Source organism: Desulfothermus naphthae, from assembly GCF_054657475.1.
The window spans coordinates 277,771-293,446 of sequence record NZ_BAAHYQ010000002.1; the positions used below are offsets into that span (position 1 = coordinate 277,771).

Genomic DNA, 15,676 nt, shown 5'->3' on the forward strand with positions numbered 1-15,676 from the left:
CTTTCTTATTTGTAGCGCTATTTTGCATTAGATACTTGTAACTCTCGCATCAAGGGGGTAATCATTTCCTGGACTATGGAATAGGGATCTCTTTTCCCTTGAACTACTTCTTGAACCTTTTTTTCTAATTTACCGTTTTTATCAAACTGTTGACGCAAAAACTTTGCCACCTCTTGTTCTAAAATAACCAGTATTTCTTCCTTTACCTGTAATTTTTGCCTTTCTTTCTTTTGTGATTCCTTTTTCAATAAATCCAATACTGTTGCTACCAGTTGAGGCACTCCTTCTCCTGTACTTGCTATTGTCTTCATGATTGGGGGCCTGTGTGCATTTTCCTCAGTACTTAGATCCAGCATTGCCCTGATGTCTGACACCACCTGATCAGCTCCTTCTCTATCCGCCTTATTAACCACATATATATCTGCAATTTCCATCACACCTGCTTTTATAGCTTGAATGGCATCACCTTGGCCTGGAACACAAATCACCAATACTATATCAGCTGTTTTTACTATCTCTACCTCATCCTGTCCTACTCCTACGGTTTCTATAATCACGAAGTCCTTTCCAAAAGCGTCCATTATCTTTACTACATCTCTAGCAGCTTGATTCAACCCTCCTAATGCTCCTCTTGTAGCCATGGAACGCACAAACACACCATCTAGAAGACTCACATCTTTCATCCTCAAACGATCTCCTAAAAGCGCACCCCCAGAGAAAGGACTAGATGGATCTACAGCTATAATTCCTACTTTATGACCCCGATTAACCAGATCGGATGTAATTTTATTTGTTAATGTACTTTTACCTGCGCCCGGCGAACCTGTGATTCCTATAACATGTGCTTTACCTGTTGAAGGATAAATGCGACGCATAGCCTCCATCCATCCAGGCTCACGATTCTCTACCCTGGTTATCATTTTCGCCAGGGCGCGGATATCTCTGTTTTTTACTCCTTCTATTAAACTTTCCCATTCTACACCCATTTTTTTTCTCCTCTGAAATATCAAGCCGTTGCTGCCTCTGCTACACCAAAAACAGACCTCAATACATCACAGATTTCCTGAAGCGTTGCATATGTTTTAACACAATCAATAATATAGGGCATGAGATTTTCGTCTTCATTCTTCGCTGCCTTCTCCAGTGCCTTAAGAGTTCTGGAAACTGCTTCATTATCTCTTTCTTTCTTTAAGCGAGCCAAAGCATCCTTTTTACGCTCTTCTGCAGTTGCCATTAATTCTGCTGGATAAACTTCAGGAACACTGCGATTTGTTGTAACTTCTATCTCGTGTGGGCCAGTAAAACAATTGACTCCTACCACAAACTCTTCTTGATTTTCTATCCTCCGCTGCTTTTCATAAGCACTTTTGACAATTGCTTTTCGCATGTAGCCATTCTCAATAGCAGCTACTGCTCCTCCCATTTCTTCAATTTTGTCAAATTCTTTTTGTGCCGCTTCTTCAATCTCATTGGTCAGCGATTCCATGAAGTATGAACCAGCCCAGGGATCATTTACCTCACCTATTTTTGCCTCATAAATCAGAATACGAGTTGCATCATGGGCTAGTTGCTGCGCCTCTAAACTATGTCCAAGTCCTAGGGGTTCATCATATGGAGGAAATACAGCGGGAATACCTCCACTCATCCCCGAAGCCATGGCGCCAACCACTGACCGTGTAAGGTTGTTAAGGGGTCTTTGTAATGTTGTGCTGGAACATCCGATGTGTGCTGTAAAGATTTGTCTAATCAACATACTTCTGGGATTTTTGGCTCCAAAGCGCTCTTTTAGCATCCTCGCCCACATCCGCCTTGCTGCCCGCTGAAATGCTATTTCTTTGTAAATTTCCATACTTCCACCAAAGGCATTGAATGTAAAGTTTGGAGCATAAGAGTCTATGTCTAAGCCTGCATCTATTCCTGTTTGGAGGTATGCAGCTCCAATTGCCATACTAAAGGCCAGGTCCTGCTCCCTGGTAGCACCAGCTTCCCGCATATGATACCCGCCAATACTTGTTACATTCATATTGGGTACATATTTTGTACAAAATACCAAAATATCACGAAATAATCTCATAGATGGACGAGGTGGAAATATATAGGTGCCCCTGCTCACAAACTCCTTCAAAATATCATTTTGAGGAGTGCCCCTGAGTTTTTCTAGAGGAATGTTTCTCTTCTGTGCTAAGGCTATATACATAGCTATTATTACTGCTGCAGGAGCATTGATTGTGAAGTTAGAGGGAACCTTATCTATATCTAAGTCCCCTGTATAAGCTTCATATATTATCTCAAAGTCACGAAATGTGTCCACAGCTACTCCTACCTTACCAACTTCTCCTTCTGCCCAATTACTATCAGAATCATAACCACATTGGGTAGGAAGATCAAAGGCCATATTAGGACCACCCTTCCTTCCCATTTTGTGCATTCTAATCAAATAGTCTCTATAATCTTCAGGAGTGCCAAAGCCCCCATATTTTCCAGCGCCACTAGCACCCCATTCATAACGAGCTCCTGCCCTTGCCGCTGCCTTTGCCATGGCCTGCCATCTAGGAAGTGGATCATTGCCAGCTACAAAGGGATATTGCCCTGGAAATCCCACTTGTTCTAAAAAATCAAAATTTTTGATATCTAAAGGGGTATAAAAACGAGTCGGACACTTATCTAGTTTAAATTTCTTCATTCTTGGCTCAAGTACTTGCTTCTCCCACTCCTTTTTAGCCTCTTCTATAGCTTTGAGCTTTTCATCTTCGCTGGCCATAATTCACTCCTAATGTCCTTTAAAAACTGGTTCCCGTTTTTCCAAAAAGGCCTTAAAACCTTCCATAAAATCTTCACTTTGACGAACCTTTTCTATTACATAGGTCTCATAATCTAAAGCCTGAGGAAGATCCATCTTGTAAAAATTCTGCAACCCCCTCTTTGCAAATGCAATTGGAATAGGGGCATTGCGTGCTATTCTGTCCGCAATCTCATATGTAACCTTCATGAGTTCCTCATGGGGAACCACGCGATTAACCATACCTATTTTTAGAGCCTCATGGGCGTCAATTATATCTCCTGTAAAAATCAACTCTGCTGCTTTTGCATATCCCACCAGACGGGGAAGAAAATAGATACCACCCCAATCAGGATGTGCTCCCCGACGAACAAAGACCTGACCAAACCTGGCTTTTTCACTTGCTATTATAATATCACAGGAAAGAGCCAGGTTGCATCCACCTCCCACTGCTACGCCATTAACTGCAGCTATCACTGGTTTTTCAACTGAATTAATAGCAAGTACCACTTTACACATTGTAGGTCTTTCATTTGAAATGGTTGGAGAAAGGGCTTGTGTGGTACCTGATACAAATTCATTTACATCCCCTCCAGCACAAAATGCCTTACCTGCTCCAGTAATCACTATCACTCTTATCTCTGAATCTGCACTTGCATCTTCCACTGCCTCTAAAATTTCATCCCGCATCCTGCCAGCAAATGCATTATATCTTTCAGGTCTATTAAGGGTTATTGTTGCAATCTTGTCTTTTTTATCCAAAAGTACATATTCCCAATTCATCTTCTTTCTCCATTTTTAAAATAATTGGACAAGTTATTTAAAATTGATTTTGCATCTTCAATCATTTCAAAAATAATATCCTTTACACTCTTCAATTCCTTTACAAGCCCTGCCACCTGACCACAGGGCATCAAGGCACTATCAGCATCTCCTCCAGACTGGACATAAGCCTTATCTCCGGCCTCTGTAAGTTTCTTATCCTCTTTTTGCTTATCAGAACTACTAATCATCATAGCTGCCTTATTCTTCAAAACCCTCATTGGCATTGCTCCCTTGCCCAACAGCATGGTAGAATCATCTTTTGCCTTAAGCACAAGTTCTTTGAAAAAATCAGGCACTGGACACTCATGGGTCCCTATAAAACGTGTTCCCATCTCAACTCCTTCAGCTCCAAGGGCAAAAGCAGCAACCATTCCTCGTGCATCACCAATACCACCAGCTGCTACCACTGGAATTTTTAGGACATCTACCAATTGAGGAATAAGACATAAAGTGGACAAACCTTCTCTACCAATGTGCCCACCTGCTTCAAATCCCATTGCAATCACTCCATCTACTCCAGCAGCTTCTGCCTTTAAAGCCATGTCTAAACTGGAAACTTTGTGTAAAACCTTTAATCCTGCTTCCCGAATTCTAGGCATAAGCTTTTCAGGTTTTCCTGCAGAGGTAGTGATGGTTTTAATTCCCATTTCAATGGCAATTTCCAGGGCTTCAACAGCATTGGGACGGTATATGGGGATATTAATCCCCACAGGACGACTCGTTAGTTCCTGGGCCTTCTTTATCTCTTCTCGTAAACGTTCGCCGCTAAGACCAGAGGCAGCAATTTGTCCAAATCCACCACTTTCTGAAACTAAAGCCGCCATTTCTCCCAGTGTAATAAGTCGCATTGGACCCAGTATAATTGGATATTCAACACCTAGAATTTCGCAAATCCTATTTTGCATTATTTTTCTCCCTTTTTATTTTTCATCCAACCTGAAGCCATATTTCTTTTTTAGTTCAACTTTCTTAATCTTTCCACTTGCTGTCATTGGGAGTTCATCAATGAATTTTATATGTCTTGGATATTTATACCTGGCTATCTTACCCTCAAGGAATTCATAAATCTCTTCTTTTGTTAAGGTCTCCCCTTCTTTTACAACTATAAACGCCATTCCTGTCTCACCCCACTTCTCATCTGGCACTCCAATTATGGCTACGTTTACTATCTTGGGATGACCTGACAGAACTTTTTCAATCTCAGCAGGATATACATTTTCACCACCACTGCGATACATATCTTTGGCCCTATCTACAATGTAGAAATATCCTTCTTCATCCTGATATCCTAAATCTCCTGTATGTAACACCCCATTTCTTAGAGCTTCTGCTGTTTTCTCAGGCATATTCCAATAGCCACTCATAACTGTAGGTCCTTTTGCCACTATCTCTCCAATCTGACCTGGAGGTAATTTGTTGCCCTTTTCGTCTTGAATCCAGATATCTGTAAAAAATCCTGGAAGACCTATGGAACCCTTCTTCCTCTCAACATCTTCTTTAGGTAATAGCATCATCGCAGAATTTTCTGTTTGGCCAAACCCCTGTTGCATATAGAGGCCTCTTTTCGCCAACTCATCTAATAGGCTTAAAGGTGTTCTTTCTCCTCCGCCAAAAACAACCCGTACACTGCTTACATCTATATTATCTAATGCATTTTTTTGCAATATAAACCGCCACATTGTGGTCAAAGCAAAAACTATCGTGGCTCTGTATCGTTCAATATCTTTAGCAAATTCTTCTGGCCTAAATGTTTGGCGCATAATAAATGTGCCACCACGACAAAACATAGGTGTCAGGGCGATGAACAATCCGCCAGAATGAAATAGAGGAAGTTGTGCCAGAATTACATCATCAGCTCTCATATCTGAATAAAGAATAACTTGAAAGTTCTTAAAATATGTCTGTTCGTGGGAAAGCACGGCCCCCTTTGGAAGTCCTGTAACTCCTGAGGTATACATTATTGCTAGTGGATCACCAAATTCTATTGGCTCCTCTGGCTCAGGCTCTTCTGTAGACATATCTTTAATCGCTTCATTATAGTCCTGTGCCCATCCACTACAATCTGGTCCTTCTGAAATACCACTTTTTACAAATAAATATTTGTCTTCTTCTACTAGCACCTTGGAACGGATAGATTCAAAATTCTTGGCCAAAACATCATGAAACACTAAAAGACGAGAGCCACAATTATTTAGTTGGTATTCAAGCTCAGGTCCTACAAGACGAAAATTCAACGGAACAAATATTAAACCAAGTTTGGCTGCTGCAAAATAAACTTCTACAAACTCTGGACAATTCAAAAGTAATACTGAAATCCTATCTCCTTTTTTCAGACCCTTTTGTTGTAAATAATGTGCAACTTGGTTTACCCTCTTATTCAGCTCTTTATAAGTTACGGGAACATCCTCATAAATGAGAGCTGTCTTATTTGGGGTAAGCATTGCCCTCTTACTCATTATGTATCCAACATTCCATTCCATAATAATTAACTCCTCCTTATTTTATAATAATTTCAATTTTTATTAAAAATCCCTATTGCTCCTTAAAATGAGAACGTATCCTTTCGGCAATCTCTTTTATTGAGGTCCCAGCAACAAATACCTCGGCAACTCCTATTTCCTTGAGCTTGGGTATATCTTCTTCAGGAATAACTCCACCCACTATTACTATTACATCTTTGGCCCCCATCTCTTCAAGTTTTTTTATCACCTTTTTACTCAAAGGAATGTGAGCGCCTGATAAAATTGACAAACCCACTACCTCCACATCTTCCTGTACCGCTGCCTTTGCTATTTCTTCAGGACTCTGTCTAAGACCTGTATAAATTACTTCAAATCCTTCATCTCTTAATCCATAGGCTACAACTTGGGCACCACGCTCATGACCATCAAGCCCGGGTTTGGCTATTAACACCCTTATCTTCCTGTTCTCATTCATAAATAACCTCCCTATCCTCTAGGCCCTGTTATTCTCCATTTAAAAATTTAAAGGGGAATATTCCCATGACGTTTCGATATCCTTTGAACCTTCTTACCCTCAAGCATCTTGAGACAGCTAATTAGATACTTCCTTGTCTCTGCTGGTTCTATTACGTCTTCTACATTTACATTAGATGAAATATCATATATAGGATTGGCATAAGTCTCTCTATATTCTTCTAATTTTTCCGCTAAAAATTCTTTTGAGACATTTTCCCCCCCATAAAATAATATAACTGACTGCTCAGCCCCCAATATCCCTGTCTCTACAATTGGCCAATATAAAACTATATCTGTGCCAAGACCAGGCAATACACCCATACCTAAATTACCACCACCATATGCCTTTCTCAAAACAAGAGATACCCTCGGAACCACTGCCTCACACAATGCATATAAAACCTTTGCTCCATGCCTAATGATTCCAGCATGTTCCTGGGCTGATCCTGGCATATAGGCTGGCGTATCTACTAACAAAATTATCGGTATATTAAAACAATCGCAAAACCTTATAAATCTAGCCTGTTTGTCTGAACTGTCTACTGTCAAACAACCCGCCATATACATGGGTTGGTTCCCTATAAAACCTACTGTTTGACCATCCAATCTCCCAAATCCAACCACTATCTCTTTTGCAAATTCGGCCTTCACTTCCATAAAATCATGATCATCTACTATTTCCTTTATTACCTCCCGCATGTCATAGGGTTTGTTGGGATCTGAGGGAACCAACTCTTCTAATTTTTTACACTCTCTCTCAGGATCGTCTCCAGTCTTAACCCTAGGTGGTTTTTCATCACAATTTAATGGAAGAAAACTCAATAATTTTCTAATCTTAAGTAAACATTCCCTTTCACTTGCACACCTGAAATCACAAACTCCAGATTTTTGAGCATGGATAGCTGCTCCACCCAGTTGTTCCTTTGTAATGTCTTCTCCCAACACAGATTTCACAATTAAAGGCCCGGTAATAAACATATGACTGGTCTTATCCACCATGAAAATAAAATCTGTAAGTGCTGGAGAGTAAACTGAAATACCCCCACAACTACCCAATATCGCTGATATTTGAGGAATCACCCCTGATGCCTGGGTATTTGGATAAAAAACAGAACCACCATGCTTATCTGAAACTAGTGAAAAAAAAGAACGTTTCTGTTTCCTCAACATTTCTACATCCTGGACAGTAGGCAACCTTGCACCAGGGGAATCATGTAAACCAATAATGGGAACCCTCATCTCCAATGCCCTTTCTATGGTTCTGTACATCTTATAACCATGCTCCAAACCAATAGATCCGCCTTTTACTGAAGGATCCTGAGAATAAACAAAGACTTTCCTCCCCTCAATGGTACCACTTCCTGAAATAATACCATCTGATGGGCGGCCATCTAAGTGCCCCACAAGCATGTTTAATTCATGAAAACTGCCAGGATCTAGAAGAATTTCCAGCCTTTCCCTGGCAGTTAGCTTTCCCTGCTCATGGAGCTTTACGGCCCATTTCCCCCTACTTGCCTCAAGCACTGTCTCTCTGGCCTTTTTCAATTGTTTAAGACGCTTTTCCAATAATGTTTCCATATGTCCATACTCCTTCAACTCTACGAGGTAAAACTTTTCTCATTTAAAGACATTTATTTGCCATTTTAAATTTAAATCTGATTTCCTGTTTAAACATAGTATATCAATTATGTCAATAAATTTGTGCTTAAATTTATCCCTATACCAAATCACGCACCAATTCTATATGAATATTAACCTCTTAAAGTTAAATTAATGAAATACACAATAGGGAATGGTTTTGGTAAGTATACATAAGTTCATGCCTGTTGACTAGCCCTAGAAAGTGAGTGTAGAGTCCGACAAAATAGTTGTTAAGTAAAAAGCTTGGATATTGTTAGCTTAGAGTATCAAAAAAGAAAGTATATGTCCCAGGAAATATTAAATAAATGCGTAATTAAAAATACTTTTGTTGGTCCAGCCACCTCGGAGGGAGTGGCAACAGAAAAAAGAAAAGTTATGTTAAATCTTATTAGACTCATGGAAGAACAGGCAAATGGAGAGGTGGGGCTCATAATCACATCATTACGCGTATGGGGACAAAAAAGGTCAGGCAAGTCCATGGCAGCTTGGAGTGTATTCAGATAAATTATATTCAGATAAATTAATTGATGCACTTAACAGAAATAAAAAAGATAATTTAAAGATAACTTATAGTTCAATTTGAGAGAAATGAAACTCATGAAGAAAAAAAAAGACTTATTACACCACTTAGTTATGATTTCTAAGCGTAAAAATTGTTTTTGCCAAGATTGGAATAAAGCGGCACTTTTGGAAGTTATAATAAATTCCTTTTCAAAGGGAATAGTGGTCTTAAATAGTGAGGGCAAACTGGTCTTTTGTAATAAAGTTGCTGAAGAGATTTTGGGTTGTCCTTTGGAAGAACATTTGGGGGAAGATCTTCACTCTTTTTTTATTAAAGATGAGAAATTGTTGTTGAAGGTCAAAGAGGAATTTCAAGTGGTTGCAGTTACTGGGAGAAGTCGGAAATTTCAAGGACCTCGGAAATTGAAACTAAAGGTAAATGGCTTAGAGAAAAAAATATACCTTATTCTAAAAGCGACAAAATTTCACGGTGAATGGATAGTATTGTGTATTTTTTCTGACGTATCAAAGCAAAGGAAGTTAGAAAGAGAGATATTAACATTTAAGAAGGAGTCTCAACTCTTAATTGAAGCAGCAGCGGATGGAATTTTTTTATTAGATAAAGATGGTACAATTGTAGATACTAATTTTAGAACTGTAGAATTTTTTGGAGTGGGCACAAAAAAGGAGTTAATAGGTAAGACACCTTATGATATATCCCCTGAATTCCAACCAAATGGTAGGCCATCTAAAGAACTGGTGTTAGAAAAAATCACTAGCGCTTTTTCTGGAAAGCTTCAGCGTTTTGAATGGATGCATAAAAGGCTTAATGATAACGCCATCTTGTTTTGTGAGATAGCTCTATCTAGGGTAGATTTGCCACAAGGTTCTTATCTCCTAGCCATTTTAAGAGACATAACCGAGAGAAAAATCCTTGAACAAGAATTGAAAAAGAAAAATAGATTAATTTTTGAATTATCAGAAACAGCACCAATAGGAATTATTAGATTTAGTGCAAAAGAGGAGATTGAATATATGAATTCAAAGGCCAAAGAAATCTTGAGTTATATAGGTTGTGGGGCCTTTGAGGGGGATTGTGTAAAATTCCTATTAAAAAAATATAACTTATTGACTTTAATACAAGAGAGCAGCAAACATGGCAAATCCCTTTTAAAGGATTTCGCCATAAACATTGATAATGAAAAAAAATGGATTCAGGTGATAGTTGACCCTATTGAACAGAGAAAAAATAGTGCTGTTAGAATGATTTTAAGAGATATTACCTCAGAAAAAATGGGAGAGCTTGCAAAAGTAGCAGAGCAAAGAAAAAGTAAAATCTTGCTTGAGAGCTTACCACATCCAGCATGGTTGGTTACTAAAGAGAGAAAGATTATTGCTCAGAATAAGGCTGCTGAAATGATGGGTACGAGGGAGGAAGATTATTGCTGGAAATCTCTTTTAAATTCTAAATATATTTCTTCAGAAGCAAGAAAAACAATGGAGAGAACAGAGATTATTTTATCTGGAATTAAATGTGATTTTTGTTTGGCAGATAAGGCTCTTTTAAGTCAACAACCTAAAGAAATGGAAATTGATATAGATGGTAAAATCTATGATGTTTTTTGGATTCCTGTGGATAAAAATCTTTTTTTATATTATCTTATTGATGTCACTAAGTATAAACAATTACAAGACAAATTGATAGAATTATCAATGAGAGATCCCTTAACTGGACTTTATAACCGCAGGTTTTTTGTAAAAAAATTTGAAGAAGAAAGAGAGAGGAGTAAACGTTTTTCTAAGGCTTTTAGTATTATAATGTTGGATATTGATAACTTTAAAAAAATAAATGATACATGTGGTCATAATGTTGGAGATGAAGTATTAATACATATTGCAAATACAATAATGAAAAGGATAAGAAAGACTGATATTGCAGCCAGGTGGGGTGGTGAAGAATTTGTGATTTTATTACCTGAAACAGGTTTGAGATATGCAATTTTTGTAGCTGAGGATTTAAGAGTTTCAATTGAAAAAATAAAAGTTCTAGAAGTAAAAAAGATTACTGCAAGTTTTGGTGTTGCAGAATATAAAGAGGGAGATAATTTATATAAATTAATAGATCGCGCTGACGAGCAATTATATAGAGCAAAAACGAATGGTAAAAATCAAGTTTGTTACGAAAAACAAAGGGGGAGATAGATGTATATTAGAAAAATTACAAAATTAATGTTCTTATTTTCTGCTATTTTTCTTGCTGCACAATCAATCTATGCATTTGATTTGCCTGAGATAAAGAAAAGAGGAGTGATAAGACATTTAGGAGTACCCTATGCTAATTTTGTAACAGGGGCTGGGGATGGATTTTCAGTGATTTAGTAAAATTGTTTGCAAAATATATAAATGTAAGATACGAATTTGTAAAAACAGATTGGAAACATGTAATCCCTGACTTAATTGGAAAAAAAATTGAGGTAAGGGGAAATCAGGTGAAAATTTTAGGGGACTCTCCTGTAAAAGGAGATATTATTGCAACAGGTTTTACTGTGCTTGATTGGAGAAAGAAGTTGGTTTCTTATTCATCTCCAGTTTTTCCAACCCAAATATGGCTAATATCCAGATCAGACTCAAAATTGACCCCTATAAAACCAACAGGGGACATTTTCAAAGACATTTTAGCTGTTCTTTATGAGTTGAGAGGAGTGTCGGTTTTAAATGTGCCAGCTACTTGCCTTGATGCATCTTTATATGGTCTTAAAAAATATGGAGCAAAAGTAATAGACTTTAATAAAAATTTAAATGAGCTTGCTCCTGCTGTGATAAATGGAAAAGCCGATGCCACTTTATTAGATGTGCCAGATGCGTTAGTAGCCCTAGAAAAATTTCCTGGCCTTATAAAGGTAATAGGGCCTCTTTCAAAAAGACAGGTTATGGCATGTGCATTTCAAAAGAATGCGGTGGAATTAAAAGATACTTTTGAAAAATTTCTAGCTAAAATAAAAGAAAATGGGATTTATATTAAATTAGTAAAAAAATATTATCCCGTTGTATTAGATTATTATCCTGATTTTTTTGAAAATGGGAGAAAAAGTGAAAAATAAAAAATTCTTTTTGAAGCTCAGAGAGAATTTACTATCAATTGCTGTATCTTTTTTAATAGGATTTATTGGAATATTGGTTTTTTTTAACTACAGGGCCCAGGTATCTTTGGAAAAAGCAGAGAATGAACGTATTAAATCAAATATAAAAAATCGTGTAATTGCTCTTAGTTATTTTTTTACAGAGAGAAAAAACGATTTAAATGAATTATGTGCTTCTAGAAGTATTAGTAGTTTTTTTGAAAATAAAGCTCTTGGTATGTCCATGAAATATGGCCTCAGAGCTTCGTTATTATCTATCCAAAGAGAATTTAGATATCTTTTGATCAATAAAAGATTAGAAGGAATAAAAATATACAGGCGGATAATATTTGTAGAGGCTTCAGGTAAAGTACTGGTTGATACGAGTCAGAAAAGTAGTCATGATTTTAATATTGAATGGAAAAAATTACTAATAAAAGAGAGACATGGTCCTTATTTCTTTTTTTATAAAATTAAAAATAAATATGAATTATTTTTTTCTATGCCATATTTTTTTAAAAATAAATATGCTGGACAAATTTTTATACATGTCAATCCACAAAGTATATATAAATTACTTGCATTAAAAGATAGTTTTATTTTTTTCAAAAATGAGGAATATACAATTTATCTTAACAAAAATGAATTTTGTAATGCTGATGATATATTCGCAAAATTACCTACAAAAATAGATAATGATAATAAGTTTTTTTTAATATCTAAGAAACAGTCGCAAAAATATTTTGTATTTGCTACTAATATACCTATTAAAGATACTAATTATTCTATTCTTATAATGCATCCTTATGCCAAAGCTGCTGGTTTAAAAGTATGGTTATATCCTTTGTCCCTTTCTTTATTGGCAATTCTATTGTTTACAGGACTTTTTATATCTCAAAAAATAAACTCTCAAAATTTGATATTAAAAGCGAAATTAGAAGAATCTATTAAATATCAAAAGCAAATAGAACAGAAGAATGTGGAATTACAAAATGAGATTACCAGAAGGAGGCTATTAGAAGAAAAAGTTAAAAAGAGTGAAGAAAGATATAGATCTATTTTTGAAAATGCTTTGGTTGGCATATTTCAGCTCAGTTTAGATGGCACTTTTATAGAAGTAAATCCTAAAATGGCCTCAATTTTGGGATTTGAAAATCCAGAAGAAGTGGCAGATTTTTATAAAGATATTCCCACGCAGTTATTTGTAAATAAAGATGAAAGTAAGCAAATATTGGAAATAGTTAAACAAGGAAATTTTGTTGATAATTTTGAGGTCAAGCTCAGAAAAAAAGATGGATCTGAATTTTGGGCTGCATTGAGCATAAGAATTTTGGGAGGAGGGAATTTAAGTGTTTCTTTCTATGAAGGAGTGTTAGTTGATATTAGTGACAGGAAATATATGGAAGAAGAATTAAAAGAAATAAATATGCATCTGCAAGAGGCACTTGCAAGGGCAGAAGAGGCATCCAAATTCAAAACTGAATTTCTGGCTAATATGTCCCATGAAATTCGCACCCCCATGAATGGGATAATCGGAATGCTTTCCCTTTTAAAGGACACTGAACTGAGTGATGAACAAAAACATTTTTGTTCAGTTGCTCTAAATAGCGCCAATTCCCTTCTTGCTCTTTTGAATGATATATTGGATCTGTCAAAGATTGAAGCGGGAAAACTGGAATTAGAGGAAGTGGAGTTTGATATTTATGAACTTATAGATGACGCAGTAAGGACATTGGCTATTCCAGCTCAGCAGAAGGGTTTAGAATTAATTAATTATATAGATCCAATTGTTCCTGTCAAAGTTTTTGGAGATTCTGTTAGAATAAAACAAGTTTTGAACAATTTGATTGGTAATGCAATAAAATTTACTCACAAAGGAGAAATAGTAGTCACAACAAATTTTGTATCCCAAATAGATAATGTGTTGACTATAAGAATTGCAGTAAAAGATACAGGAATTGGAATTCCAAAGGTAAAGCATAAGAAGCTTTTTGAAAAATTCACCCAAGGGGATAATGGTATTGCCAGAAGATACGGTGGCACTGGACTTGGTTTGTCAATTTCAAAGCATCTTGTTGAATTAATGGGAGGAGAAATTGGGCTTTTTAGTGAACAGGGCAAGGGGTCAGAATTTTGGTTTACTTTGCCCCTTAAAATACCCCATGGGAGAATTGAATATCTTAATGTCCCCGAAAAAATAAAAGGTCTCCATGTCCTGGTTGTAGATGATAATGTTACCTTTTTAAAACACTTAATTACTTTTTTGAAGGGAATTGGCATCCGTGCTCAGGGCGAGATAAATGGTGTTTTGGCTATTTCAGAATTAAAAAATGGATTTTTGATTAAAGATCCCTATCAAGTTGTGATAGTTGATTATTATCTAAAGGATATGCATGGAGAGGTTTTTTGTTCCCTGTTAGAATCTCACTCAGATATAGGTGATACACCAATTGTATTTACAATTCCTTATTATAATTTGAGAGAATTATTAAATGGCGATAATAAAAAGACAATTTCTAATTTTTTGATTAAACCTGTATCTTTTAGAGATTTTATATCTACAATCGTTGCCGCTGTAGTTGAAAAAAAAGAGAAATCTTACAATATTGATATCTCTAAAGATGATGTTGATATAACAGTTCCAAGAGGTATTCCTATCTTGGTAGTTGAGGATAATTCAGTAAATCAAGAGGTTTTAAAAACAATGTTGAAAAATATGGGATTTACCGTTGACATTGCTTCTACAGGTGGTGGAGCATTGACTCTATTAAAGAAAAGGGATTATAAGTTAGTTTTTATGGATATACAACTTCCAGACATGGATGGTTATGAGGTGACAAAGATTATTAGAACTCCTTCCTCAGGGGTTAAAAATTCCAAAGTTACTATAATAGCCCTTACAGCCCATGCCATGAAAGAACATAGAATAAAGTCCTTTGAAGTAGGGATGGATGACTATATTTCCAAGCCTGTTAGTGCTCAGGATTTAAAAAAGATGGTTAAAAAGTGGCTGATAGGAAAGGGGATAGAGTTGCCAGATCAAGATGAAAGAAGGGAATTTGCAAAATTAGATGAAGATTTTCAAAACAAATTTGAAAATCTGCCAATATTTGATCTAAATGGGGTTTTGAGCCGGCTTGGATATAATGAAAAATTAGTGCATAGGGCATTAAATACGTTCTTACATGTCACTCCCGCCAGGATGGAGGAACTAAAACAAGAAGTTATAAAAAGAAAAGCCCAAGGGATAAAAGAATTGGCGCATACAATGAAAGGATCAGCTGCCACAGTAGGTGCTGAAAGATTAAGAGTTTTAATGCAAGAAATAGAAAATGCAGCGGTCTCGAATAAATGGAAAATCTTAAGAAAATTAATTGATGATTTGTATAGAGAGTACAATTTATTTGAAAAGGAATTAAAAAAAAGGAGGTTTTTTTAGATGAAAAGAATAGTAAAGACAAATAAGGCGCCACAGGCAATAGGTCCCTATTCTCAGGGTGTAATTGCTGGAAATTTTTTGTTTATATCTGGTCAGATAGCTATTGATCCAGATAAAAATGAGATGATTGCAGGCACCATTGAAGAACAAGCAGAGCAAGTACTAAAAAACATAGGGGCTATTTTAAATGAGGCTGGTTTAACTTATGACAATGTGGTAAAGACTACTGTGTATTTGACGGATCTAAATGATTTTGGGAAAATGAACGAGGTCTATTCTAGGTTTTTTAAGAACAACCCTCCTGCAAGGGCCGCAATTCAAGTATCAAAACTGCCAAAAGGTGCAAAAATTGAGATTGAGGCTATTGCATCTCTTAAATGAAGGTATTAAAATG

The 15,676-nt window shown here is 36.4% G+C and carries 13 protein-coding genes; 6 read left to right on the forward strand and 7 right to left on the reverse strand.

Translation table 11 applies throughout. The features are described 5' to 3' along the window. Positions 1-17 precede the first annotated feature (17 nt). The 7 genes from meaB to ACYQ1E_RS10770 are packed head-to-tail and all read right to left on the reverse strand — an operon-like array spanning position 18 to position 8,160. Positions 18-986 carry a methylmalonyl Co-A mutase-associated GTPase MeaB gene (gene meaB, locus ACYQ1E_RS10740; protein WP_459879101.1) on the reverse strand — a complete coding sequence of 323 codons (969 nt, stop codon included), beginning with the start codon at positions 984-986 and terminating at the stop codon, positions 18-20. A 20-nt stretch (positions 987-1,006) separates the two neighbouring features. Then, on the reverse strand, positions 1,007-2,761 hold the full coding sequence (locus ACYQ1E_RS10745; RefSeq protein WP_459879103.1) for a methylmalonyl-CoA mutase family protein: 1,755 nt from the start codon (positions 2,759-2,761) through the stop codon (positions 1,007-1,009). Between the two features lie 9 nt (positions 2,762-2,770). Further along, positions 2,771-3,562, reverse strand: coding sequence for an enoyl-CoA hydratase/isomerase family protein (locus ACYQ1E_RS10750; protein ID WP_459879105.1), 792 nt, complete (start codon positions 3,560-3,562; stop codon positions 2,771-2,773). Further along, positions 3,559-4,509, reverse strand: coding sequence for an NAD(P)H-dependent flavin oxidoreductase (locus tag ACYQ1E_RS10755; RefSeq protein WP_459879107.1), 951 nt, complete (start codon positions 4,507-4,509; stop codon positions 3,559-3,561). The genes ACYQ1E_RS10750 and ACYQ1E_RS10755 overlap by 4 nt, the downstream gene beginning before the upstream one ends. A gap of 15 nt (positions 4,510-4,524) precedes the next feature. Continuing rightward, positions 4,525-6,084: an acyl-CoA synthetase gene (locus ACYQ1E_RS10760; RefSeq protein WP_459879109.1), complete on the reverse strand. Its 1,560-nt coding sequence runs from the start codon at positions 6,082-6,084 to the stop codon at positions 4,525-4,527. A gap of 52 nt (positions 6,085-6,136) precedes the next feature. Beyond that, positions 6,137-6,541 (reverse strand): cobalamin B12-binding domain-containing protein, encoded by a 405-nt coding sequence (locus tag ACYQ1E_RS10765; RefSeq protein ID WP_459879111.1) that lies wholly within the window; start codon positions 6,539-6,541, stop codon positions 6,137-6,139. 47 nt (positions 6,542-6,588) lie between these two features. After that, entirely contained in the window at positions 6,589-8,160 is a 1,572-nt protein-coding gene (locus ACYQ1E_RS10770; RefSeq protein WP_459879113.1) for an acyl-CoA carboxylase subunit beta, read from the reverse strand. A 345-nt stretch (positions 8,161-8,505) separates the two neighbouring features. On the opposite strand from ACYQ1E_RS10770, the gene ACYQ1E_RS10775 reads away from it, so the two are divergent. The 6 genes from ACYQ1E_RS10775 (at position 8,506) to ACYQ1E_RS10800 (ending at position 15,663) form a co-directional block, all read left to right on the forward strand. Continuing rightward, positions 8,506-8,727: a hypothetical protein gene (locus ACYQ1E_RS10775; protein WP_459879115.1), complete on the forward strand. Its 222-nt coding sequence runs from the start codon at positions 8,506-8,508 to the stop codon at positions 8,725-8,727. A 93-nt stretch (positions 8,728-8,820) separates the two neighbouring features. Further along, a complete protein-coding gene (locus tag ACYQ1E_RS10780) occupies positions 8,821-10,926 on the forward strand; it encodes a diguanylate cyclase (RefSeq protein ID WP_459879117.1) in 2,106 nt (701 codons plus the stop codon). Then, complete coding sequence (locus ACYQ1E_RS10785; RefSeq protein ID WP_459879119.1) at positions 10,927-11,103, forward strand: hypothetical protein; 177 nt, start codon at positions 10,927-10,929, stop codon at positions 11,101-11,103. It abuts the gene before it with no gap. Between the two features lie 110 nt (positions 11,104-11,213). After that, positions 11,214-11,825: a transporter substrate-binding domain-containing protein gene (locus ACYQ1E_RS10790; protein WP_459879121.1), complete on the forward strand. Its 612-nt coding sequence runs from the start codon at positions 11,214-11,216 to the stop codon at positions 11,823-11,825. Continuing rightward, a complete protein-coding gene (locus tag ACYQ1E_RS10795) occupies positions 11,815-15,282 on the forward strand; it encodes a PAS domain-containing hybrid sensor histidine kinase/response regulator (RefSeq protein ID WP_459879123.1) in 3,468 nt (1,155 codons plus the stop codon). The genes ACYQ1E_RS10790 and ACYQ1E_RS10795 overlap by 11 nt, the downstream gene beginning before the upstream one ends. Further along, entirely contained in the window at positions 15,283-15,663 is a 381-nt protein-coding gene (locus tag ACYQ1E_RS10800) for a RidA family protein (protein WP_459879125.1), read from the forward strand. Positions 15,664-15,676: the final 13 nt, after the last annotated feature.